Raw genomic sequence first — 22,963 nt, forward strand, 5'->3', positions numbered from 1 at the left:
CGGGGGGGGGCGGACGCCGCGAGGCGGCGGCCTTGGGGGCGCTCAATAACGACCGGTCGCCCCGGCCACTCTCAGATAGACATAGGCGGCCCAGGCCACCAAGGCGCGGCGCAAGACACCGCGCACGCCGCCCCCCTGGAAATGGCGATCGACCTGGCGGGACAGCGCCGCCGCCGCATCGAACTGCGCGGCCACATCGCGGGCAAATTCGGCGTCACGCACGATCACATTGGCTTCCAGATTCAGCAGCAGGGAAAGCGGGTCGATATTGGAGCTGCCCACCGTCGCCCAGCTCTCATCGACCACGCAAATCTTGGCATGTAAATAGGCGGGCATGTATTCATAGATGCTCACGCCATAAGCGAGAAGCTCGGCGTACAAGGCCTGCGCCGCCATGCCGGCAATGCGGTAGTCGAGCTTGCCTTGCAAGAGCAGGCGCACCCGCACGCCTCGCTTGGCTGCATCTCGCAGCGCCTTGCGGAAAGCATGGCCGGGGTAAAAATAAGGCGTCATCAAATCGACGCGCGTTTGCGCCGACTGGATTGCGGCCACATAGGCGTGCTCTATGGTGCGGCGCCGGCGCAGGTTGTCGCGCAAGACGAAGGCGGCGTAAACAGGGTCGCTGCCCGGGGTCAGGTCTTGCCCTGCTTGAACTCCGCGCCGACCAGCTTTGGTGGACGACCTGGGGCTGCGCACACCCCGCCAGATTCGCCGCAGCCGCGCCCGCGGCTCGCTGCTGCGCGCCAGGGCGAGTAACTCCTGGCCTAGATCGGCACCCAGATAGGCGCGCGTCCAGACCGCCCGCGCAGCCTGTGCCACCGACAGCACCAGCGGCCCGCGCAAAGCTACGGCGAAATCCAAGCGAGGCTGCTCGGTCGCACCATGATTGAGGTCGACCAGGTCACCAATGACGTTGATGCCGCCCACAAAAGCATGGTCGCCGTCCACCACACAGAGTTTTTGATGCAGTCGGCGCAGCTGGCCCGGCTGCAGCCAGCTGTACCAACGGTCGATAGGCCGAAATACGGCCATCGCCACGCCCGATCCTTCGAACTGCTGGCGCAGCCAGGGCAAGCTGGCGCGCGAGCCAAAGCCGTCAACGACCACCCGCACGCGCAAGCCACGACGCGCGGCCGCCGCCAATTGCGCCGCCAGCGCCGCGCCGGCATCATCGAAATGAAAGATATAAGTCGCCAGCCAAATTTCATGCCGAGCGCTGGCGATCGCCGCCGCCTGCGCAGGGAATAACTCGTCACCTCCGCGCAGCAGGCGCAGCTCATTGCCGCCGACAAAGTCCGGCTGGGCCGATCGACCCCAATTGCGCTGCGCGCTGGCGTCGCCGTTGACGTCGGCATTCCAATCTGCCTTAGGGGCCATCTGCATCAAGCCTCGAGCAACTCCAGCTCGGCCAACAAGGGCAGATGATCGGACATGCGCGCCCAAACCGGCCCCTTGGGCACCTGCATCGAAACACAGCGCAGGCCGCGCATATAGATGCGGTCAAGCGAGAAAAACGGCAGGCGTGAAGGAAAAGTGGCGTGGCGCCCACGGCCCTGCGGCGACACCGCCCGCTGCAAGCCATGTTCGCGCATAGGCGCGTCCAGCCGCTCGCCCCAATCATTGAAGTCACCGGCAATCAGCAACAAGGCGTCGGGCGGAATATGTTTGCCGATAAAGTCGGCCAGCCGCTCGATCTGGCGCACCCGGCCGCTGTGAAACAGACCCAGATGCGCGACCACGGTGTGAATTTCCAGCCCCTGCCATTGCACAGGCACATGCAGCAGGCCACGCTGCTCAAAGCGGTGATCCGAGACGTCGTGATGTCCGATATCTCCCAGCGGAAAGCGCGACAGCAGCGCATTGCCATGCTCACCATGCTTGGTCACCGCGTTGGTGCGGTAGGCCACCTCGTAGCCCTCGGGCGCCAAAAACTCTGCCTGCCCCTGATCGGGCCAACCAAACCAGGTGCGCTGAAATTCCTTCGCCTCTTGATGGTGAAAGTGGCGCACCTCTTGCAGGAACACCAGATCGGCGTTGAGCGCCTCCACCCCCATGCCAAGGTTGTGAATCTCCAGTCGCTTTTGCGGCCCCATGCCGCGCACGCCCTTGTGTATGTTGTAGGTCGCCACGCGCAGATGCGGGCGGGTGAACTGGCTGTGCGTGTCCTGAACAGAATGGCTGAAGGCATTGCCATGGCTCATAGCGAGGTCTCCAGCAACTTGGGCAAATGCAGAATCGCCTCGGCATTGGACGGCGAAAAGCACAAATCGGCTGCTTCGCGCCAGGGCAGCCAGCGGTATTGCAGATGCTCGCGCGGTGCCAGGCGCACGAGCGTGCCGGCCGGCACCTGTAGCCCGAACACATGCTCGCTGTTATGGGTGACGCCGGGCGCATAACGATGGCGCCAGACAGGATAGATCTCGTAGCGATTGACCAGCACCCAGTCGCGCAATTGATCGGGCTCGGCATTGATGCCGGTTTCCTCCAGCACCTCACGGCGGGCGGTCTCCAGCAGCGGCTCGTCCAGCATGTCTTTGGAGCCGGTCACGCTTTGCCAAAAACCGGGCTGGTCGGCCCGCTCCAACATCAGCACCTGCAGCTCGGGCGTGTGAATCACCACCAACACGGATTCCGGGATTTTGTAGCTTGGGCTCATGGCCAAAGCATAGCGGAGAGTTGTGAGCAACGTCGCCGCAAGCCTGCATCTATAGTCAAGCCGCAAGCCCATTGTTTATAAGCCGAATGGATTCATGAAGCTGCTGCCCAGAATTGTTGTCAGCGTGATTGCGCCAATGCTGGCGCTGGGGGGCGTGGCGCTCTACGGCGGGAGCCTGCTGCTCCAAAGCTCACTGCTGGACGAACAACAGGAGCGGGCGCAAGCCACACTTGCGCAAAGCATCAGCCGCTTGACTTTGGAGCTGGGCGGCGCGCGCGATGCCTTGCGCATGCTGGCCCGATCTGAATCATTGGTGCAAGCAAACCCGGCGCACATAACACCGGCCCTGCGCGGCTGGGAAGGTGCCAGCGATCGCTTCGAGGCCTTCCAGTTTTTGCCGCAGCAAGGCTTGGCGGCGGCAGCGGCGCAAAGTGAGACCGGGTCGCGCAACCCAGCTGCGGGGCCCTACGCTGCGCTGATGGTGGGCCATGAGGCTGTAGCGGCGCCGGCCATCAATGAAAGCTCGGGCGACTTGATTCTGCAAATCGCCACCCCCGTGTTCGATGAACGCGGGCGCCAGGTCGGCGCCTTGCTGGCGAATCTCAAGCTTGAACAAATGCTGAGTTTCGCCATCGGTAACGGCGCGCAGCGCGACGCCCGATTGATGGTGCTGGACGCCAAGGCGCGCTTGCTCGCCGGCGGCCTGGGCGAAGAGGGGCAGGCTTTGAGCCCTGCCAACGCGGCCAGTCAGCCGCAAGCGCATGCGGTGACTGCTGCCTTGAGGAATCAAGCGCATGCGAGCACCCGCTTGCAGCGCGTGGCGATCGGCGACAAGGTCTGGCATGTGCTGGCCAAGCCCTTGCCCGAGTTGGGCTGGCAGGTCATTTACGCGCTCCCGGAGGCCAGCTTGTTCGAGCGGGTCGGCAATCTGCAAGTGCTGGGCCTGCTGGGCCTGGCGCTGTGCGCCCTCTTGGCCTTGACCGGGGCGCTGCTGCTGCGCCGCTTCGTGTTGCGCCCGCTGCTGCAGCTGAGCCTGGCTCAGCAACGTTTGCAGGCGGGCGACCGGCATGCCCGTGCCCCGATTGTTGGCAACGACGAAATCAGCGACCTGGCGCGCTCCTTCAACGTGATGGCAGAAAACCTGGATGCCACCGAGCAACGCTTCCGGATGATTTTCGACGCCTTCCCGCACCCCATCACATTGGCCAGCTTTCAAGATGGCAACTATGTGGACGTCAACCCGGCCTTCGCACAGGCCTTGGGTGTCAGCGCGCAACAGGCCATTGGCCGCAGCCCCATCGACTTTGGTCTGGTGGCCTCGATGGAGGACATGCTGGCCAAGGGGCGCGAGCTGGACCGGACCGGTCGCTTGCCGGCGGTCGTGGTGCAGACCAAGAATGCGCAAGGTGAAGCGCTCTGGCTGACCTACTCCAGCCGCTTGATCGGCCAAGGCCGCGCCAGGCTTGTGCTGGCCGTGGCCACCGACATCACCGAGCTCAAAACCGTCGAGGCGCAGCTGCGGCAAAGCGAGCAAAGCCTGACGGCCTTGTTCGAATACGCGCCGCTGCCGATGGCACGCACACGCTTGGTGAGCGGCAGCGATTCACCGACCTTCTGGAACAGGGCTTGGTACAAGGCCTTCGGTTACGCACCCGGCAGTTGTGACAACAAGCCCAGCACGCAGTTCGACTTTTGGATAGACCCGGCGGAGCGCAATCGCTTTGTGGACGAGATGCTGAAGCATGAAGCAGCAATCAGCGGCCAAGCGCTGTTACGCCATGCCGATGGCTCGGTGCGGCAATGCGAGGTGTCGGGGCGCTATATCGACGTGCATGGTGAGCGCACGGTGATAGCCAGTTACCTGGACGTCACCGAAAAGCTCCGCATTGCGGCCGAACTGCATCAGCTCAATATCAGCCTGGAAGCAAGGGTGGCCGAGCGCACCGATGAGCTGGCTCGCCGCAACCAGGATCTGGACGAAGCGCTCAGCGTGCTCAAACATGCCCAGGCCGAGTTGGTTCGGACTGAAAAACTGGCTTCATTGGGCAGCCTGGTCGCCGGCATCGCGCATGAGCTGAACACCCCGATTGGCAACGCCATGCTGATGGCCACGACCTTGGCGGCGCGCCAGAAGGCCTTCGAGGCCGCCATCGCAGACGGCTTGCGCCGCTCGACCTTGCAGATTTTTTTAGACGGGCTGCGCGAGGCCAGTACGATGTTGGAGGCCAGCCTGAGCCGAGCGGCCGAGTTGATCAGCAGCTTCAAGCAAGTCGCAGTGGATCAATCCAGCTACCAGCGCAGAAGCTTCGATCTGCGCGAAGTGCTGCATGAAACCGCACTCAGCCTCGGGCCCAGCCTCAAGCTCAGCGGAACTCGGCTGGCAGAAGACGTGCCGGCCGGCCTGCAGATGGACAGCTACCCCGGCCCCTTGATCCAAGTCTTCATGAATATCGTCAACAACGCCGTGCTCCATGCTTTCGAGCCCGGCCGACCCGGCTGCGTGTCTATCATGGCGCGCGCACTCCCTGAGGACAGCGTCTTGATCGAGATTGCGGATGACGGCCGCGGCATGCCGGACGAACATTTGCAGCGAGCCTTTGATCCCTTCTTCACCACCAAGCTCGGTCAAGGCGGCTCTGGCCTGGGGCTGCACATTGTCTACAACCTGGTCACGGGCCTGTTGGGCGGCCAAGTCAGGCTCAGCAGCGAAGTAGGCCTGGGCACCCGCATCAGCATTGAAATACCGTGCCGGGCGCCGCAAGAGCAGAGTTGAAACAAAAAAAGGGCAGCCTAAGCCGCCCCTTTTGACGCCAATGACCCGTCCTGACCCAGGTTGACACATTTGCCTTCAAGAAAGGGCATGTGTGATGGATACAGGCGTCAAGCGAACACAGCGCGACTACACGATGGCTTTTAAGCTGGCCGTTGTAGAGCAGGTCGAAAAGGGCGAACTGACTTACAAACAGGCGCAGACCCGGTATGGCATTCAAGGGTGCAGCACGGTGCTGACCTGGTTGCGCAAGCACGGTCGCCAAGGTTGGGGGCGTGCGGCATCATCGGCGGCTATGCCGATAGACAAGAACCCCAAAGCGCTCACGCCGGAGCAACAAATCAAGGCGCTGCAGGTGCAACTCGCGCAAGCACAAGAACGGGCCAAGTTCTTCGAAGCCGTCGTGGACGTGCTGAAGAAGGACTACGGCGTGCGTGTCGTAAAAAAGCCTGTGGACAAGTCCTCGCGCAAGACCTCGTCCAGGGGTTGAGCGTGTCGAGGGCTTGCCACTACATGGGCATCAGCCGCCAGGCGTACTACCAAGGACGCCAGACAAATGTTGAGCGAGGGCTGCGCGCCGAGGCGGTGGTGAAGTTGGTCAATGAGCAGCGGATACGCCAGCCGCGGCTGGGCACTCGCAAGCTGCATTACTTGCTTCGCCAGCCGCTACAACAGGCGGGCATCGCCCTGGGGAGAGACGCCATGTTTGACGTGCTGCGCAACGCCAGGATGCTCGTACCGACGCGGCGGGCGTATCACAAGACCACCGACAGCCATCATCGCTTCAGGCGGCATCCAAACTTGGTTAAGGAGGGGCCCGAGCAGATCAAGGTCAAACGAAGCGAACAGCTGTGGGTCGCTGATATCACGTACTTGCCCACAGCAGACAAGTTCGTCTATTTGAGCTTGGTGACCGACGCGCACTCACGCAAGATTGTTGGCTGGCATGTGCACCCGAGCTTGCAGACCGAAGAGGTTGCCCAAGCTATGAGAATGGCATTGCGTGGCCGTCAGACCCAACAGCAGCTTGTTCATCATTCGGACCGTGGCATTCAATACTGTTCGACCTACTACCAGTCGCTGCACCGTCGCCACGGTGTCAAATGCTCGATGACCGATGGCTACGACTGCTACCAGAACGCCTTGGCCGAACGGGTCAATGGCATCCTGAAGAACGAGTTGCTTCTCAATCGGCCTTTAGATCTCGCCCAAGCTCGTCGCATGGTTGCGGAGTCAGTTCAGATCTACAACTTCGAGCGACCGCATCTGTCGTTGAAAATGCAAACGCCCGATGCAGTGCACCGGGCGTCCATGGCCGGGTAACCGGCATTTCTTCAACCGTTCTGAGTGTCAACCTATCTCAGGACGGGTCACAAAAATGCAGTCGCCCAGGCTGTCAGGCTGTCAGGCCTTAGGCGCCGCCACCGCATTGCGCAAACGAATGTGCAGCTCTTTGAGTTGCTTGTCGTCGACATTGCTTGGAGCACCGGTCAGCAGGCATTGCGCGCGCTGCGTCTTCGGGAAAGCTATCACGTCGCGGATCGACTCGGCCTTGGTCATCATGGTGACGATGCGGTCCAGGCCGAAAGCCAGGCCACCGTGCGGCGGCGCGCCGTACTGCAGCGCGTCGAGCAGGAAGCCGAACTTCTCTTGCGCATCTTCGGGGCTGATGTTGAGAGCGCTAAAAACCTTGCTCTGCACATCGGCCTTGTGGATACGCACCGAGCCGCCGCCCAGCTCCCAGCCGTTCAAGACCATGTCGTAGGCCTTGGCAATGCAAGCGCCCGGGTCGGTGACCATCAGATCCTCATGGCCATCCTTGGGCGCCGTGAAGGGATGGTGCACCGCGTTCCAGCGGCCGCCCTCTTCGTCCTGTTCGAACATCGGGAAGTCCACCACCCACAGCGGCGCCCACACGTCGTTGAACAGACCGTTGGCCTTGCCGAACTCGCTGTGACCGACCTTCAGGCGCAGCGCGCCGATGGCATCATTGACGACCTTGGCGCGGTCAGCGCCGAAGAAGATCAGGTCGCCATCCTGCGCGCCGGTACGGGCCAGGATATCGGCCACAGCCTGGTCATGCAGGTTCTTGACGATAGGCGACTGCAAGCCTTCGCGACCCTTGGCCACTTCATTGACCTTGATCCAGGCCAGGCCCTTGGCGCCGTAAATCTTGACGAACTCGGTGTAGCTGTCGATCTCGCCCCGGCTGATCGAGGCGCCACCAGGCACGCGCAGAGCAACGACGCGGCCGCCCTTGGTCGTGGCAGGTGTCGAGAAGACCTTGAAGTCCACCGTGCCCATCACATCGGTCAGCTCGGTGAACTCAAGCTTGACGCGCAGGTCAGGCTTGTCCGAGCCGAAGCGGTGCATCGCATCGGCGTAAGTCATGACAGGGTAGTCACCCAAGTCAACATTCAAGTTCTTGCTGAAGACGTGACGGATCATGCCCTCGAACATCGAGCGAATTTCTTCTTCGCCAAGGAAGGAGGTCTCGATATCGATCTGCGTGAATTCGGGCTGGCGATCGGCGCGCAAGTCTTCGTCACGGAAGCATTTGGTGATTTGGTAGTAACGGTCAAAACCGGCCACCATCAACAATTGCTTGAACAACTGCGGGCTTTGCGGCAGCGCAAAGAACATGCCGTCATGCACGCGCGAAGGCACCAGATAGTCGCGCGCGCCTTCCGGCGTGCTCTTGGTCAGCATCGGAGTTTCGATGTCGACAAAGCCGCGCTCGTCCAGGTATTTGCGCACTTCCATCGCGACGCGGTAGCGCAGCATCAGGTTGTTCTGCATATAAGGGCGGCGCAGATCCAGCACGCGATGCGTCAGGCGGGTCGTCTCGGACAGGTTCTCATCGTCCATCTGGAACGGCGGCGTGACGCTGGCGTTCAAGACTTCCAACTGGTGGCACAAAACCTCGACCTTGCCGCTGGTCAGGTTGGCGTTCTCGGTGCCGGCCGGGCGCAGGCGAACCTTGCCGACGATCTTCAGGCAGAACTCATTGCGCACATCGGAGGCGATGGCAAACATATCGGCACGGTCTGGGTCACAGACGACTTGCACCAGACCTTCACGATCGCGCAGGTCGATAAAGATCACGCCACCATGGTCACGGCGGCGATGGGCCCAGCCCATCAAGGTCACGGTTTGGTCTTGCAGCTTTTCGCTGACTTGGCCGGCATAACAAGTTCTCATGGGGATACTCCAGTGTTCTTCAGAGCCGCAGCGCAGACTGGCGCGGGCGGCGAAATTTGTCGGTAAGGGTGGCGCTAAGAGGCTGGTTTGAAAGCCTTCAGGGCTGAGCATGTGCCGAGATGCTCAACCCGGTAGATTGGGCCGCCCCTTTGCATTCGGATCAAGTGACTGCGCTTCATCCGGCGCCACCACACCCATAGAGATGATGTGCTTGAGCGCCGCATCAACACTCATCTTCAGCGGCCGCACCGAGCTGCGCGGCATCATCAGAAAGAAACCCGAGGTTGGATTCGGCGTGGTCGGTACATATAAGCTGACATGCTCTTGCTCACCCAAGGCGTGCGCGACTTCACCGCCAGGCTTGCCGGTGACGAAAGCGATCGTCCAACTGCCCTGATGCGGATACTGCACCAGCACCGCCTCACGAAAGGCATTGCCGCTGCTGGAAAACAGCGTGTCCGACACCTGTTTCACCGAGCTGTAAATGCTCTTGACGATAGGAATATTGGAGAGCAGTCGGTCCCATTGCTTGAACCACCATTGGCCAAAAATATTGGCAACGAACATGCCGGTCAGCGCCATGCCGCCGACCAAAATCAGCAGACCCAGGCCAGGGATATGGCGCAGCTCGTCGATGTTCTGCGCCATTGAAGCCGGCAGCAAGGCTTGCGAAGCGGCCAGCAGCGAGGTGAACACGCCGTTGATAAGGCCTAGCACCCAGAGCAACACCCAGATGGTGATGGCCAGCGGCAACCAGACCAGCAGGCCGGTGATGATGTATTTTTTCAAGGCAGTCCTAGGACGAGGCGGTAGGGCTGGATGCTGGTGCCGGCGCAGCGGCCGGGGCCGCCACTGGTGCCGCAGCCGGCGCTGGCGCAGCCGTAGGCGCGGCGGATTCGGCCGGTACAGCGGGGGCTACGGCGGTCGCAGCCTTGGCGCCACCATCCTTGAAATCGGTCACATACCAGCCCGAGCCCTTGAGCTGGAAGCCAGCGGCAGTGACTTGCTTTTGAAAGGCCTCGGCGCCACAGGCCGGGCAGGTCGTCAACGGTGCATCGGAAAGCCTTTGCAAGGCGTCTTTGGCGTGACCGCATTCGGCGCAGCGGTAAGCGTAGATAGGCATGGTCTAAACCGTTGATTCAAAACCGCAAATTATAAAGGCCCGGCGTGAACCCGCTCCCGCCGAGGCTTTCACGAGGCGGCGCCATGCGCCAATTTGTGGTGCGAAGCGTGCACATTCTTGATCGCCTGCGGGCCCAATGTGCCCACCAACATGCCGACAACACCCGCCAACAAGCCCGCCAACTGGGCCGGGAAGACCTCACCGGCCGGCGTCAGCTTGAACAAACCCCAGGCCAGCAAGCCCAGCACGATGGAAAAGATCGCGCCCTGGGTGCTGGCGCGCTTCCAATAAAGGCCGAAAACCAGCGGCACAAATGCGCCGACCAAGGTGACTTGATAGGCAGCCGATACCATTTCGTAAATTGGCGTGCCTTCCAGCGCAATCGCGTAGACGCAGACGCAGACGCTGAAGATCAGCACCGCAATGCGCATGGTGCGCAGCTCTTGCTTATCACTGATGCGCGGAAAAAACTGCCGCCAGATGTTCTCGACAAAGGTCACCGAGGGCGCCAGCAAAGTGGCCGAGGCGGTGGACTTCAAGGCCGACAAAAGCGCCCCAAAAAAGATCACCTGCATCACAAAAGGCATGCGCTCCATCACCAGGGTCGGAATGACTTTTTGCGGATCGTCGGCGATCAGCTGCGCGGCCTGCTCGGGCATGATGATCAAGGCACTGGTGACCAAAAACATCGGCACGAAGGCAAACAAGATGTAGCAGATGCCGCCAATCACCGGGCCACGCGTGGCCGCATATTCATTCTTGGCCGACATCACGCGCTGGAACACGTCTTGCTGCGGGATCGAACCCAGCATCATCGTGACCGCCGCCGCCAGGAAGAACACGATATCGTGGAAACTCGGCTCGGGCAGGAAACGGAATAACTCCTTGCTGCTCGCCAGGGCGATCACCTTGTCGGCGCCGCCCGCCATATCCGCCGCGAAATAGGCAATGATGCTCAGGCCCAGGACCAGGATGATCATCTGTATGAAGTCGGTCACCGCCACCGACCACATGCCGCCGAACAGCGTGTAGGCCAAGATCGACGCCGTGCCGATCAGCATGCCGATGGGAATGCTGATGGCGCCGCCCGAAAGCAGATTGAACACCAGGCCCAGTGCTGTGACCTGCGCCGCCACCCAGCCCAGGTACGACAAGATGATGATGAAGGAACACACCACCTCGACCACCCGACCGTAGCGCTCGCGGTAATAGTCGCTGATCGTCAGCAAGCTCATTTTGTAGAGCCGCGCGGCAAAGAAGATGCCGACCAGGATCAAGCAAGTGCCGGCGCCGAAGGGGTCTTCGACCACACCATTCAAGCCGCTTTGCACGAACTTGGCCGGTATGCCCAAAACCGTTTCCGAGCCGAACCAGGTCGCAAAAGTCGTGGTGATGATCATCACCAGCGGCAGGTGGCGCCCGGCAATCGCAAAGTCGGCGGTGTTCTTGACCCGCCGCGCAGCCCACAGGCCGATCGCGATGGTGACGAGGAGATAGGCAAAAACCAGGGTCAAAAGCATGGCGACAGATCGTTTGGTGACACAAAAGCGTGCGGGATTATCGCCAAAACCTCAGCCGCCCAGCACCAGCCCGGCGCGCAGCAAAAGATGCGCGCCCACCAAACCTAAAACAAAGCCCCCTGCCCCGAACAGCAAGCCCTTCAGCAGACGATTAGTGCGCTGCTGCTCAATCAGCAAGGCGGTGATGGCCTGGCTTTCATAGGGCGAGGCTTGGCGTTTCAATGCGTCATGCAGCAAACGCGGCAGTTCGGGGAAGAGCTGGGCGTAGCGAGGCGCTTCTTTCTGAATTTGGTTGAGCAAAGCACGCCAGCCGACCTGCTCGTTCATCCAGCGCTCCAGGAACGGCTTGGCGGTGGCCCACAAATCAAGCTCAGGGTCGAGCTGCCGACCCAGGCCTTCGATATTGAGCAAGGTTTTTTGCAAGAGCACCAACTGCGGCTGGATTTCTACATTGAAGCGACGCGAAGTCTGGAACAAGCGCATCAAGACTTGGCCCAGAGAAATATCCTTCAAAGGCCGGTCGAAATGCGGCTCGCAGACCGCGCGCACCGCGCTTTCCAACTCGTCCACTCTTGTGCCCGCCGGCACCCAGCCGGAGGCGATATGCAACTCGGCCACACGCTTGTAGTCGCGCCGGAAGAAGGCAATGAAGTTCTGCGCCAAGTATTCTTTGTCCACCTCGGTCAGCGTACCGATGATGCCGAAGTCGAGCGCGATATAGCGCCCGAACGTGGCCGGATTCAGGCTGACCTGGATGTTGCCGGGGTGCATATCGGCATGGAAAAAACCGTCGCGGAAGACCTGGGTGAAAAATATCGTCACGCCGTCACGGGCGAGCTTGGGGATATCGATGCCGGCGTCCTTGAGTCGCTCCAGCTGCGAGATAGGCACGCCGTGCATGCGCTCCATCACGATGACGTCGGAGCTGCACATATCCCACATCATCTCGGGCACCATGACCAGATCCAGGCCGGTCATATTGCGGCGCAGCTGGGCCGCATTGGCCGCCTCGCGCACGAGATCCAACTCGTCATGCAGATAGGTGCTGAACTCGGCCACCACTTCGCGTGGCTTCAGCCGCCGCCCGTCGGCCGACAAGCGCTCGATCCAGACCGCTACGGTTCGCAACAGGGCCAGGTCATCGTCTATGGTGTCCAGCATGCCGGGTCGCAAGACCTTGACCGCGACCTCGCGCCCGTCTTTGAGGGTGGCGAAATGCACTTGGGCAATCGAGGCGCTGGCGACCGGCTCGGCCTCAAAACTGCCAAACAGATCCTCCACCGGCCGCCCAAAAGCCTTCTCGACCAGGGCGCGCGATTCAGCGGCGGGAAACGGCGGCACCCGGTCTTGCAGCTTGGACAGCTCCTCAATCATGTCCTCGGGCACCAGATCGCGCCGGGTCGACAAGACCTGACCGAATTTAACGAAGATGGGCCCGAGATGCTCTAACGCCAAGCGCAGGCGCACGCCGCGCGGCTGCTCCCAGCTGCGTCCCAGAGAAACCGCACGGCGCAAGAGCCGAAAGCGCTTGCGCCGAAAGCCCGACAGCGCCAACTCATCGAGGCCGAAACGCAGAATCGTCCAGACAATGACGAACAGGCGCGCGAAGTACCTCATGCCGCGCCACGTCCGGCCGGCTTGAAGGCCGCCGCACCGCGCGCCAAGGCCGCGACGCCCGAGGCGGCAGAGCGCCCCCAGACGGAGAGCTGATGCGCTGCGGCCGGCCCGACGATGCCGGCCAAGTCATCCTCGATATCCCAGCGCAGGTTCTCCATCAGCCAGCTGATCTCACCCGCGAAGGATGCGTCCCCTTGCACCGACACGCTGGGTCTATCACCCAGCAGCGCACCCAGCGCCAGCAGGGCCGGATTGGCAGCATCCAGCTCAATCCGCAGCGCCGCCACCGTGTCCGGCACAGCTTGGCGCTCAAACAAGCCGGCGGGAGTGACGAGCAGCACCAAATCGGGAGCGGCCGGGAGCAAAGCTGGCCAGTTCTGCAGATGCAAAACAACAGACCTGCCTGAAAAAGGCAGCAAACGAGCCGTGGCGTGAGATTCGCGGCTCAGGACATGGTTCAGTAACAGAATCATGCGATCCTGCGCGGCTGGCGTTGCCAGGTTCATCCAATATTTCAGCATGCCGGCATTGTAGGGAGTCGCGTCAATCCTACGAACTCTGAAACTGGGAAACAAAGCTCAGAAAAATTTGAGAGAGAATGCCGGCTCCAAACCTCTGCCTTGATGTGCAGAGGACGTCGGCATTATTGGTTCGATCGACTTGGAGTGCCTGTAGTCATGGGGCAAAGCCAAACTATCAGCAAAGGGTAAGGGAGATCAATGTTCGAGGACAGAAGTTACAAGAGAACGTTTTACAGCGCGCCGCAGTCGGTCGAGTCGCTGATAGCGGCATTCTTGGAACCGGGCATCATCGTGCTGTGTTTTTTGGCTGTCAGCGCCTACTTTGACGAGCCAATCCTCAGGTCCGGCCTCACTCTGTGCTTGTTGGTGTTCGCCTTGACCTTCCCGGGTCGAAACCGCTTCTCCGGCAGCAGCAGCATCAGCGCTGCCGTCGACCTGCTGAGTTCCTGGGGCGCATTGCTGGTGATTCTTGCCCTGTGCGGCTATGCCACCAACAGCATGGGCTACTTCGAGAACAAGGTTTTGTACTGGTGGGCGGGCCTGACGCCGGTACTGCAAATCATCGCCATCCAGATCGGACGCTGGGAGCGTGCGCGCCGAACCCGTGGCGCACGCCGTGGCGCGGTGATCGTCGGCGCGGGCCCGCTCGGCGCCAAGGTTGCGCGGGCCTTGAATGCCGGGCCCGACCAAGGACGAGACTTCCTCGGCTACTTTGAAGATCGGCAAGACGATCGCCTGCATGAAGACGCCAACAACAAATTACTGGGAAAACTCAGCGACCTGAGCGACTATGTGCGCGCGCACAGTATTCGTGAGGTTTACATCACGCTGCCGCTAGGCTCTCAGCCGCGCATTGTGCAGTTGCTGGAACAAGTGCAAGGCACGACCGCATCTTTGTTTTTTGTGCCCGATGTCTTTGGTATCAGCATCATCCAAGGACGCCTGCAAGACATGAATGGCGTTCCCGTGGTGGGCATTTGCGAAACGCCATTCACTGGCACCAATGAGTTGATCAAGCGCATCAGCGATATTATTTTGGCCAGTTTGATTTTGGTCTTGATTTCTCCGATTTTGATCGCCGTCGCGATTGGCGTGAAACGCAGTTCACCCGGGCCCATTATTTTCAAGCAGCGGCGCAACGGGCTAGACGGCGAGGAAATCATTGTCTACAAATTCCGTTCGATGCGTACGCAGGACAATGGGCCTGTGGTTAAGCAGGCCACCAAGGAAGATCCCCGCATCACCAAGTTCGGAGCCTTCATTCGCCGGACTTCGCTTGACGAACTGCCTCAGTTCATCAATGTTTTGCAGGGGCAAATGAGTATTGTGGGCCCTCGCCCCCATGCGGTGGCTCACAACGAGCAGTATCGAAAACTGATCAAGGCTTATATGGTCAGGCACAAGGTCAAACCCGGTATAACCGGCTGGGCTCAGGTCAACGGGCTGCGAGGCGAGACCGATACCATCGACAAAATGGAAGCCCGGGTTGAATATGATCTGGAGTACCTGCGCAACTGGTCCTTGGGATTGGATTTGCAGATCATTGCGCGTACCGCCCGCCTGATGCTGTTTGACCGCAACGCTTATTGACCGCCTGATCTGTTTCGCCAGATAACTCCATTTAATTAGGACATACATGTTCAAGCCGACCGCGCAACGACGACTGCTCTTGGCTGCAGCCTGCACACTCGCTTGGGGGGGCGCCACATCGGCATTGGCCGAATCCAACCCCTATTACTACGGCGGCTCGCTCGGCATCAACCGCGTCTCGAATATCTATCGCTCGGTCTACAGCCCCAACGACGATACCGTCGCCACCGCAAGTTTATTGGCCGGCGTCAACCAGCCCATAGGCCGCCAACGCGTCTATGCGGACGTCAACGTCAACACCAACCGCTACAGCAAAAACACCGACCTCAACAATGTCGGCTACTCGGTCAAGGGCGGCTTGGATTGGTCGACCATCGAGCGCTTTTCCGGCAACATCAACATCGACAACAGCCAGGCGCTGAGTACCTATACCGAACGCACGGCCGAGGCGCTGCGCAAGAAGAACGTCGAGAACAACACCAATCTGAATGGCGTGGTGCGGGTCGGCTTGGTGACCAAATACTCGCTGGAGGCAGGCGCCGGCTACCGCACGCGCAGTTTCAGCGCCGATGAATACGCGCAGTTTGAGTTCGACCAAAACCGCTATTCCCTCGGTCTCGTCTACCAACCCAGCCCCGACCTTCGCTTTGGCGTGGCCGGCCGTGTGACCAACGACAAATACCCGGCCTATACGCGCACAGGCTTCATCTTGGTCAATGGTGTGCCACAGAAAATCACCGTGCCGGTGGCCGCCCGCGAGTTCGAGCGCAAGGACATTGACTTCACCACCCGCTGGGTAGCCAGCGGCGCCAGCACGCTGGACGGTCGCATCAGCACCGGTCGCTCCAAGATCAAACAAGGTGTGGGTAACGACTTCTCCGGCGTGACCGGCCGGGTCACTTGGGCCTGGCAGCCGACCGCCAAATGGAATGTCTCGAGCAGCATCAGCCGCGACACCGGTCTGGAATCTTCGTTCACCAACGCCAATACCAGTTCCGAACAAGACCGCATCACCAACGGCCTGCAAGTCAACGCGAATTACGAGTTGACCGGCAAGGTCTTTCTCACTGGCGGATTGAGTACCTCAAATAGCCGCCGCATCTACGGAGGCTCAACCGTTCGATCCGACGAAACCGACCGCGACAACTCATTCAATCTGGGCGCACGTTGGCAATATTCGCGCGGCATCACCATGGGTTGCCAGTTCAACAAGTCCTCACGCAACAGTTCGCAAGAGATCTACAGCTTTGATGCAAACAGCTACGGCTGCTACGGTCAGATCCTGATGTACTAAAGCCGACAACATGACCGCACGCATCTTGCTGACCGGCGCCGCCGGCTATATCGCTTCCCACACCTGGCTGGCCTTGCAGGCTGCAGGCTTTGAGGTGGTCGGCGTCGACAATTTCTCGAACAGCTCGCCTGAGGTGCTGAATCGCTTGAAAACCTTGAGTGGGCAAGAGCCGGTGTTCGAGCGCGCCGACGTCTGCGACGCCGGCGCCATGAATGCGGTGTTCGAGCGGTATCAACCGGACGCTGTTGTGCATTTTGCCGCCTTCAAGGCGGTCGGTGAATCAAGTGCGCAGCCGCTCAGCTATTACCGCAACAACCTGGGCGGTCTGATCAATATATGCGAGACCATGGTCCGCTTCGACTGCAAGCGCATGGTGTTCAGTTCCAGCGCCACCGTCTACGGCGTCCCGGAAAGCCTGCCCTTGCGCGAAAACGCGGCGCTGTCGGCCGTCAACCCTTATGGCGCCACCAAGCTGATGGGCGAGACAATTCTGCGCGACTTGGGCGCGGCCGACCCCGCGTGGCAAACCGCCGCGCTTCGCTATTTCAACCCGGTCGGCGCGCATGCCAGCGGCTTGATCGGCGAAGATCCGCGAGGCACGCCGAACAATTTGATGCCTTATGTGGCGCAGGTTGCTGTCGGCCGGCGCTCGCGTCTGCAGGTATTCGGCAATGACTACGCTACGCCCGACGGCACCGGCGTGCGCGACTACATCCATGTGCTGGACTTGGCCGAGGGCCATGTCGCAGCGCTGCGCTTTCTCTTAGGCGTCAAGGAATCCATCACTGTCAATCTGGGCACCGGCCAAGGCTATAGCGTGCTCGATCTGGTCAAGGCTTATGAGGCGGCCAGCGGGCGAAGCGTACCTTACGAGATCGTCGCCCGCCGCCCCGGCGATGTGGCCGCCTGCTACGCAGACCCGCAATTTGCCCTTGAACGCTTGGGTTGGCAAGCACGCCATGACCTCAAGCAGATGTGCGAGGACAGCTGGCGCTGGCAAAGCATGAATCCGCAAGGTTTCGCCTGATTTTTCTTTTTTTGGAACTCTAGAATGTCTCTGATCCAAGTTCTGCCCGTCATCATGGCCGGCGGCAGCGGCACCCGCCTCTGGCCCCTGTCGCGCGCTGGCTTCCCCAAGCAGTTTCTGGTCTTGTCGGGCAATACCAGCTTGTTCCAGCAAGCGGCCCAACGCCTGGGCGCGCTCGCCGCGGCCGACATCGCGCTGGCCGGGCCGGCCATCATCGGCAATGAAGAGCACCGCTTTCTGGTGCTGGATCAGCTGCGCGAAACCGGCCTGGAGACCAGCGGCGTCTTGCTGGAACCGATGGGCCGCAACACCGCGCCTGCGCTGACACTGGCTGCGCTGCACGCTTTGGAGAATGGCGCAGACCCGGTGCTGGTGGTGACCCCGTCCGACCAAACCGTTACCGACGGCCCAGCCTTCACCGCCGCTTTGCAGCAAGCCATACGTCAAGCGGCCGAGGGCGCCATCGTGATCCTGGGCATCACACCCGACCGCGCCGAGACGGGCTTTGGCTATATCCGCACCGAGGCCGACGCGAACGGTCTGGGTGTCGCCCAGTTCGTCGAGAAACCCGACGCCGCCACGGCCGAACGTTATGTGGCCGAGGGCAATTATTTCTGGAATAGCGGCTTGTTTGTACTGCGCGCTAGCGTCTGGATCAAGGCCTTGGAGCGCTTCCGACCGGACATCGCCGCCGCCACCCGCACGGCTTGGGCGGCACGCTCGGTTGACGCCAAATTTATCCGTCCCGGTAAGGCCGAGTTCGCCGCTGTGCCTTCCGAGTCGGTCGACTATGCGGTGATGGAGCGCTGCCCCGGCAGCGACATCCCGCTGCGCATGTTGGCGCTGGACGCCGGCTGGAACGATCTGGGGGCCTGGGACGCGGTGTGGCAAGTGGCAGACAAGGACGCCGACGGCAATGCGGCGATTGGTGATGCAATCTTCAGCGACAGTCACAACACCTTGGTGCATGCGACCAGCCGCTTGGTCAGCGTGGTCGGCCTGAGCGATGTCGTGGTGGTGGAAACGCCCGACGCGATCCTGGTCAGCGACCGCGCCCGTAGTCAAGAGGTGAAGAAAATCGTCGCACGTCTGGACGCCGAAAAGCGCGGCGAGCAGACCCTGCACCGCAAGGTGCACCGGCCCTGGGGCTGGTATGACAGCGTGGATTCAGGCGAGCGTTTCCAGGTCAAGCGCATCATGGTCAAGCCGGGTGCGACGCTGAGCTTGCAGATGCACCACCACCGGGCCGAGCACTGGATTGTTGTTTCCGGTACAGCCGAGATTACCAATGGTGACAAGGTTTTGCTGCTGAGCGAGAACCAAAGCACATATATCCCGCTGGGCCAAACGCACAGGCTGGCCAATCCGGGTAAGGTGCCGCTGGAAATTATCGAGGTGCAGTCCGGCTCCTATCTGGGCGAGGACGATATCGTGCGCTTTGAAGATACGTACGGCCGCAGTTAAGGCCAAAAGTTTCAACTAGTTAATTTGGGGAATAGGGAATGAGCGAAAAGAGCGTGATTGCCGTCGTCGGTTTGGGTTATGTGGGCTTGCCCCTGGTGATCGAGTTCGGCAAGCATGGCCGCACCATTGGCTTTGACATTGCCAAGGACAAGGTCGCCAAATGCCAGGCCGGTGTTGACCCCTCACGTGAGTTGAGTGACGAGGAAATGAGCCAGTCACCACATGCCGAATACAGCTTTGATCCGGCCTGCCTGCGCGAGGCCGACGTCATCATCGTGGCCGTGCCCACGCCGGTCGACGACGCCCATATTCCCGACTTCCGCCCCCTCGTCGGTGCCAGCACCAGCGTTGGCCGCCACCTCAAAAAGGGTGCCATCGTCGTCTATGAATCGACCGTCTACCCCGGTGCGACCGAAGAGGTCTGCATCCCGGTGCTGGAGCGCGAGTCGGGCCTGAAGTGGAAGACCGACTTCTTCATCGGCTATTCCCCCGAGCGCATCAACCCAGGCGACAAAGAACACACGCTGACCAAGATCCTCAAGATCGTCTCCGGCGATACGCCCGCGACCCTTGACACCGTCGCCAAGGTCTACGAAAAGATCATCATCCCCGGCGTGCACCGCGCCGCCAGCATCAAGGTGGCCGAGGCCGCCAAGGTGATCGAGAACACCCAGCGTGACCTGAACATCGCCTTGATGAACGAGTTGTCCATCATCTTCGACAAGATCGGCATCGACACCTCCGAAGTGCTGGAAGCGGCCGGCACCAAGTGGAACTTCCTGAAGTTCAAGCCGGGCCTGGTCGGCGGCCATTGCATCGGCGTCGACCCTTACTACCTGACGCACAAAGCCGACATGTTGGGCTATCACCCACAAGTAATTTTGGCTGGCCGGCGCATCAATGACGGCATGGGCAAATTCATCGCCGAGCAGACCATCAAGCAGATGATTGCCGCCGGCAGCGCGATCAAGGGTGCCAAGGTCAATGTCCTGGGCCTGACCTTCAAGGAAGACTGCGCCGATTTGCGCAACTCCAAGGTCATCGACATCATCACCGAGCTGAAGACTTACGGCGTCGAAGTAATCGTCACCGACCCGGATGCCGATGTGGAGGAAGCCGTGCATGAATACGGTGTGCGGCCGGTCACTTGGGAGCAACTTCCGAAAGCCGATGCCATCGTCGCAGCGGTTGCGCACAAGAGCTACAAGGCCCTGAGTACGGCGGATCTGGCAGCCAAGCTGGTGCCAGGCGGTGCCTTCATCGACGTCAAGGCGGCCTTTGATCAACAAGCCCTGCAGGCAGTTGGTCTGCGCGTCTGGCGTCTCTAATTTGTTAAGTTAAATATGACTATTCTTGTAACCGGCGGCGCCGGCTTTATTGGCAGCAACTTTGTCTTGGACTGGCTGCGCGCCTCAGATGAGCCGGTGGTGACATTGGACGCGCTGACCTATGCTGGCAATCTGGAGAACCTAGCCTCCTTGGACGGCGATGCTCGTCACAGCTTCGTCAAGGGCGATATCTGCGACGGCGCACTTGTTGCCAAGCTGCTGGCCGAACACCGGCCGCGCGCCTTGGTCCACTTCGCGGCCGAAAGCCATGTGGACCGTTCGATCAGCGGCCCCGGCGCCTTTATGCGCACCAATATTGAGGGCACCTACACGCTGCTCGAAGCGGCGCGCGCCTATTGGAGCGAGTTGGACGGGGCAGCCAAGGCGGCGTTTCGTTTCCACCATGTCTCGACCGACGAGGTTTACGGCTCGCTGGGGGCCGACGACGCGCCTTTCGACGAGACCAAGACCTACGAGCCCAACAGCCCCTACTCGGCCAGCAAGGCCGCCAGCGACCATCTGGTTCGTGCCTGGCACCACACCTACGGCCTGCCGGTGCTGACCACCAATTGCTCGAACAACTACGGGCCGCTGCACTTCCCCGAGAAGTTGATCCCGCTGATGATCGTCAACGCGCTGGCGGGCAAGCCGCTGCCCATCTATGGTGACGGCCAAAATGTACGGGACTGGTTGTATGTAACCGACCACGCGTCGGCGATCCGCGCCGTGCTGGCCGGTGGCCAAGTTGGAGAGGTCTACAACATCGGCGGCTGGAACGAGATGACCAATCTGGACATCGTGCACACCGTCTGCGCCTTGCTGGACGAATTACGGCCAGACCCTGCCGGCAGTTACAAGCGCCTGATCACTTACGTCAAAGACCGCCCCGGCCATGACAGGCGCTATGCCATCGATGCCCGCAAGATCGAGCGCGAGCTCGGCTGGCGCCCGGCCGAGACCTTCGCCACCGGCATTCGCAAGACGGTGCAGTGGTATTTGGCCAACCCAGATTGGGTATCGCGGGTACAGAGCGGTGCCTACCGCGATTGGGTGGCTCAGCAGTACAGCGCATGAGAATCCTGCTATTCGGGAAGAACGGCCAAGTCGGCTGGGAGCTGCAACGCGCCTTGGCGCCGCTCGGTGAGTTGATTGCACTGGATCGCCATGACGGTGGCGATCTGGTCGACAGTCAGTGCTTGCTTGCCAAGGTCAAGGCCATCGCTCCACAAGTGATCGTCAACGCAGCCGCCTACACCGCCGTCGACAAGGCCGAATCCGAGCAAGCCTTGGCAGAGCAAATCAACGCCACCGCGCCGGGTTTGTTGGCTCTGGAGGCCAAGGCTTTGGGCGCTTTGCTGATCCAATACAGCACGGACTATGTGTTCGACGGCAGCGGCGATCAGCCCCGCGATGAAACTGCAGCCACCGCGCCGCTGAGCATTTACGGTAGCAGCAAGTTAGCCGGCGAGGACGCCATCCGCTCCAGCGGATGCCAACACCTGATTCTGCGCACCAGCTGGGTTTACGCCGCGCGTGGCGGCAATTTCGCCAAGACCATGTTGCGCCTGGCCGCCGAGCGCGAGCATTTGACGGTCATCAGTGACCAGATTGGCGCGCCCACCGGTGCCGACCTGCTGGCCGACCTGACGGCCCATATGCTCAGAGCCACCTTAGCTAGGCCAGCGCTGAGCGGAACCTATCACGCGGTGGCCAGTGGCGAAACCAGCTGGCATGCCTATGCGCAGCATGTGATCGAATTTGCACGGACCAAAGGAACACCGATCAAGGTCAGCGCGGGCCAACTGCTGCCGATCCCGACAGCTGATTACCCGACACCCGCGCAGCGGCCGCTGAATTCGCGCCTGTCCACCCACAAACTACAAGCCGCCTTTGGCCTCACATTGCCAGCTTGGCAAGTGGGCGTCGATCGCATGCTGACCGAAATCCTCTGAGGAAGACTTCATGACAAACAATCGCAAAGGCATCATCCTCGCCGGTGGTTCGGGCACGCGCCTGCACCCCGCAACGCTGGCCATGAGCAAGCAGCTGCTGCCGGTCTATGACAAACCGATGGTGTATTACCCACTGGCGACCTTGATGCTGGCCGGCATCCGCGACATTCTCTTGATCAGCACGCCGCAAGACATCCCGCGCTTCGAAGCGCTGCTGGGCGACGGCAAGCGCTGGGGCCTGAACATCAGCTACTGCGTGCAACCCAGCCCGGACGGCCTGGCGCAGGCCTTTATCCTGGGCCGCGACTTCATTGGCGGCAGCCCCAGCGCCTTGGTCTTGGGCGACAACATTTTCTACGGCCACGATTTCCAAGGCCTGCTGTCAAACGCCAACGCCAATACCAGCGGCGCGACTGTCTTTGCCTACCATGTAACGGATCCCGAGCGTTACGGCGTCGTAGAGTTCGATGCGAACAAGAAAGCTTTGTCAGTTGCCGAAAAGCCGCTGCAGCCGAAGAGCAATTACGCCGTCACCGGTCTGTATTTCTACGACGAGCAGGTCTGTGATATCGCCGCCGCCATCAAGCCCAGCCCACGCGGCGAGTTGGAAATCACCGACGTCAATGCGCAGTACCTCAAGCAGCAGCAGTTACAAGTCGAGATCATGGGCCGCGGCTATGCATGGTTAGACACCGGCACCCATGACAGCCTGTTGGAAGCGGGCCAATTCATCGCCACGCTGGAAAAGCGCCAGGGTCTGAAGGTCGCTTGCCCCGAAGAAATCGCCTACCGCTCGGGCTGGATCACGGCCGATCAATTGGCCGCGCTGGCCAAGCCGCTGGCCAAGAACGGCTACGGCCAATACCTGCAAAAGCTGTTGAGCGAGAAAGCCTTCTGACA

The 22,963-nt window shown here is 60.9% G+C and carries 19 protein-coding genes; 10 read left to right on the plus strand and 9 right to left on the minus strand.

Features of this window, described 5'->3' with window-relative positions; translation table 11 throughout:
* Positions 1-42: 42 nt before the first annotated feature.
* Genes clsB through nudB form a run of 3 tightly spaced genes read right to left on the minus strand, consistent with a single transcriptional unit; the run spans position 43 to position 2,656 of the window.
* Positions 43-1,383 carry a cardiolipin synthase ClsB gene (clsB, locus tag LNV08_RS21045; RefSeq protein ID WP_263535701.1) on the minus strand — a complete coding sequence of 447 codons (1,341 nt, stop codon included), beginning with the start codon at positions 1,381-1,383 and terminating at the stop codon, positions 43-45.
* Positions 1,383-2,201, minus strand: a complete 819-nt coding sequence (locus LNV08_RS21050; RefSeq protein ID WP_414858781.1) for an endonuclease/exonuclease/phosphatase family protein — start codon at positions 2,199-2,201, stop codon at positions 1,383-1,385. The genes clsB and LNV08_RS21050 overlap by 1 nt, the downstream gene beginning before the upstream one ends.
* Positions 2,198-2,656 carry a dihydroneopterin triphosphate diphosphatase gene (gene nudB, locus LNV08_RS21055; RefSeq protein WP_263535702.1) on the minus strand — a complete coding sequence of 153 codons (459 nt, stop codon included), beginning with the start codon at positions 2,654-2,656 and terminating at the stop codon, positions 2,198-2,200. The genes LNV08_RS21050 and nudB overlap by 4 nt, the downstream gene beginning before the upstream one ends.
* A 94-nt stretch (positions 2,657-2,750) precedes the next feature.
* On the opposite strand from nudB, the gene LNV08_RS21060 reads away from it, so the two are divergent.
* Both LNV08_RS21060 and LNV08_RS21065 read left to right on the plus strand, forming a co-directional pair.
* Positions 2,751-5,429, plus strand: coding sequence for a PAS domain S-box protein (locus tag LNV08_RS21060; RefSeq protein WP_263535703.1), 2,679 nt, complete (start codon positions 2,751-2,753; stop codon positions 5,427-5,429).
* 94 nt (positions 5,430-5,523) lie between these two features.
* Positions 5,524-6,749 (plus strand): IS3 family transposase gene (locus LNV08_RS21065; protein WP_263535704.1). Its coding sequence is split into 2 segments (ribosomal slippage): positions 5,524-5,865 and positions 5,868-6,749, totalling 1,224 coding nucleotides; the frame shifts between segments, so codons are not numbered across the junction.
* A gap of 81 nt (positions 6,750-6,830) precedes the next feature.
* On the opposite strand, the gene aspS is transcribed toward LNV08_RS21065, so the two are convergent.
* The 6 genes from aspS to LNV08_RS21095 all read right to left on the minus strand — a co-directional run bounded on the left by aspS (position 6,831) and on the right by LNV08_RS21095 (position 13,408).
* Positions 6,831-8,627: an aspartate--tRNA ligase gene (gene aspS / locus LNV08_RS21070; protein WP_263535705.1), complete on the minus strand. Its 1,797-nt coding sequence runs from the start codon at positions 8,625-8,627 to the stop codon at positions 6,831-6,833.
* A gap of 123 nt (positions 8,628-8,750) precedes the next feature.
* Positions 8,751-9,416, minus strand: a complete 666-nt coding sequence (locus LNV08_RS21075; protein ID WP_263535706.1) for a DUF502 domain-containing protein — start codon at positions 9,414-9,416, stop codon at positions 8,751-8,753.
* Positions 9,417-9,423: 7 nt separating this feature from the next.
* Positions 9,424-9,750, minus strand: a complete 327-nt coding sequence (locus LNV08_RS21080) for an FmdB family zinc ribbon protein (protein ID WP_263535707.1) — start codon at positions 9,748-9,750, stop codon at positions 9,424-9,426.
* Between the two features lie 68 nt (positions 9,751-9,818).
* Positions 9,819-11,270, minus strand: a complete 1,452-nt coding sequence (locus tag LNV08_RS21085) for a sodium:solute symporter family protein (RefSeq protein ID WP_263535708.1) — start codon at positions 11,268-11,270, stop codon at positions 9,819-9,821.
* 51 nt (positions 11,271-11,321) lie between these two features.
* Complete coding sequence (ubiB, locus tag LNV08_RS21090; RefSeq protein ID WP_263535709.1) at positions 11,322-12,887, minus strand: ubiquinone biosynthesis regulatory protein kinase UbiB; 1,566 nt, start codon at positions 12,885-12,887, stop codon at positions 11,322-11,324.
* Positions 12,884-13,408, minus strand: a complete 525-nt coding sequence (locus LNV08_RS21095) for a hypothetical protein (protein ID WP_263535710.1) — start codon at positions 13,406-13,408, stop codon at positions 12,884-12,886. Before LNV08_RS21095 ends, ubiB begins: the two co-directional genes overlap by 4 nt.
* A gap of 198 nt (positions 13,409-13,606) precedes the next feature.
* Here LNV08_RS21095 and LNV08_RS21100 point away from each other — a divergent pair, with 198 nt between their 5' ends.
* The 8 genes from LNV08_RS21100 to rfbA are packed head-to-tail and all read left to right on the plus strand — an operon-like array spanning position 13,607 to position 22,961.
* Positions 13,607-14,998, plus strand: a complete 1,392-nt coding sequence (locus tag LNV08_RS21100; RefSeq protein ID WP_263535711.1) for an undecaprenyl-phosphate glucose phosphotransferase — start codon at positions 13,607-13,609, stop codon at positions 14,996-14,998.
* Positions 14,999-15,044: 46 nt separating this feature from the next.
* Positions 15,045-16,292 (plus strand): hypothetical protein, encoded by a 1,248-nt coding sequence (locus LNV08_RS21105; protein WP_263535712.1) that lies wholly within the window; start codon positions 15,045-15,047, stop codon positions 16,290-16,292.
* 10 nt (positions 16,293-16,302) lie between these two features.
* A complete protein-coding gene (gene galE / locus LNV08_RS21110; RefSeq protein ID WP_263535713.1) occupies positions 16,303-17,319 on the plus strand; it encodes a UDP-glucose 4-epimerase GalE in 1,017 nt (338 codons plus the stop codon).
* A 24-nt stretch (positions 17,320-17,343) separates the two neighbouring features.
* A complete protein-coding gene (locus LNV08_RS21115) occupies positions 17,344-18,783 on the plus strand; it encodes a mannose-1-phosphate guanylyltransferase/mannose-6-phosphate isomerase (RefSeq protein WP_263535714.1) in 1,440 nt (479 codons plus the stop codon).
* 38 nt (positions 18,784-18,821) lie between these two features.
* Positions 18,822-20,111 carry a nucleotide sugar dehydrogenase gene (locus LNV08_RS21120; RefSeq protein WP_263535715.1) on the plus strand — a complete coding sequence of 430 codons (1,290 nt, stop codon included), beginning with the start codon at positions 18,822-18,824 and terminating at the stop codon, positions 20,109-20,111.
* Positions 20,112-20,126: 15 nt separating this feature from the next.
* A complete protein-coding gene (rfbB, locus tag LNV08_RS21125) occupies positions 20,127-21,185 on the plus strand; it encodes a dTDP-glucose 4,6-dehydratase (protein WP_263535716.1) in 1,059 nt (352 codons plus the stop codon).
* On the plus strand, positions 21,182-22,063 hold the full coding sequence (rfbD, locus tag LNV08_RS21130; protein WP_263535717.1) for a dTDP-4-dehydrorhamnose reductase: 882 nt from the start codon (positions 21,182-21,184) through the stop codon (positions 22,061-22,063). The genes rfbB and rfbD overlap by 4 nt, the downstream gene beginning before the upstream one ends.
* A 10-nt stretch (positions 22,064-22,073) precedes the next feature.
* Positions 22,074-22,961: a glucose-1-phosphate thymidylyltransferase RfbA gene (gene rfbA, locus LNV08_RS21135; RefSeq protein ID WP_263535718.1), complete on the plus strand. Its 888-nt coding sequence runs from the start codon at positions 22,074-22,076 to the stop codon at positions 22,959-22,961.
* Positions 22,962-22,963: the final 2 nt, after the last annotated feature.

The sequence above is a fragment of the Paucibacter sp. TC2R-5 genome (assembly GCF_025717605.1).
GTDB lineage: Bacteria > Pseudomonadota > Gammaproteobacteria > Burkholderiales > Burkholderiaceae_C > Paucibacter_A > Paucibacter_A albus.

Coding starts and splice junctions, on each gene's coding strand:
- clsB (WP_263535701.1), bottom strand. CDS start 1,383: ATGCAGATGGCCCCTAAGGCAGATTGGAATGCCGACGTCAACGGCGAC.
- LNV08_RS21050 (WP_414858781.1), bottom strand. CDS start 2,201: ATGAGCCATGGCAATGCCTTCAGCCATTCTGTTCAGGACACGCACAGC.
- nudB (WP_263535702.1), bottom strand. CDS start 2,656: ATGAGCCCAAGCTACAAAATCCCGGAATCCGTGTTGGTGGTGATTCAC.
- LNV08_RS21060 (WP_263535703.1), top strand. CDS start 2,751: ATGAAGCTGCTGCCCAGAATTGTTGTCAGCGTGATTGCGCCAATGCTG.
- aspS (WP_263535705.1), bottom strand. CDS start 8,627: ATGAGAACTTGTTATGCCGGCCAAGTCAGCGAAAAGCTGCAAGACCAA.
- LNV08_RS21080 (WP_263535707.1), bottom strand. CDS start 9,750: ATGCCTATCTACGCTTACCGCTGCGCCGAATGCGGTCACGCCAAAGAC.
- LNV08_RS21085 (WP_263535708.1), bottom strand. CDS start 11,270: ATGCTTTTGACCCTGGTTTTTGCCTATCTCCTCGTCACCATCGCGATC.
- ubiB (WP_263535709.1), bottom strand. CDS start 12,887: ATGAGGTACTTCGCGCGCCTGTTCGTCATTGTCTGGACGATTCTGCGT.
- LNV08_RS21095 (WP_263535710.1), bottom strand. CDS start 13,408: ATGCTGAAATATTGGATGAACCTGGCAACGCCAGCCGCGCAGGATCGC.
- LNV08_RS21100 (WP_263535711.1), top strand. CDS start 13,607: ATGTTCGAGGACAGAAGTTACAAGAGAACGTTTTACAGCGCGCCGCAG.
- LNV08_RS21105 (WP_263535712.1), top strand. CDS start 15,045: ATGTTCAAGCCGACCGCGCAACGACGACTGCTCTTGGCTGCAGCCTGC.
- galE (WP_263535713.1), top strand. CDS start 16,303: ATGACCGCACGCATCTTGCTGACCGGCGCCGCCGGCTATATCGCTTCC.
- LNV08_RS21115 (WP_263535714.1), top strand. CDS start 17,344: ATGTCTCTGATCCAAGTTCTGCCCGTCATCATGGCCGGCGGCAGCGGC.
- LNV08_RS21120 (WP_263535715.1), top strand. CDS start 18,822: ATGAGCGAAAAGAGCGTGATTGCCGTCGTCGGTTTGGGTTATGTGGGC.
- rfbB (WP_263535716.1), top strand. CDS start 20,127: ATGACTATTCTTGTAACCGGCGGCGCCGGCTTTATTGGCAGCAACTTT.
- rfbD (WP_263535717.1), top strand. CDS start 21,182: ATGAGAATCCTGCTATTCGGGAAGAACGGCCAAGTCGGCTGGGAGCTG.
- rfbA (WP_263535718.1), top strand. CDS start 22,074: ATGACAAACAATCGCAAAGGCATCATCCTCGCCGGTGGTTCGGGCACG.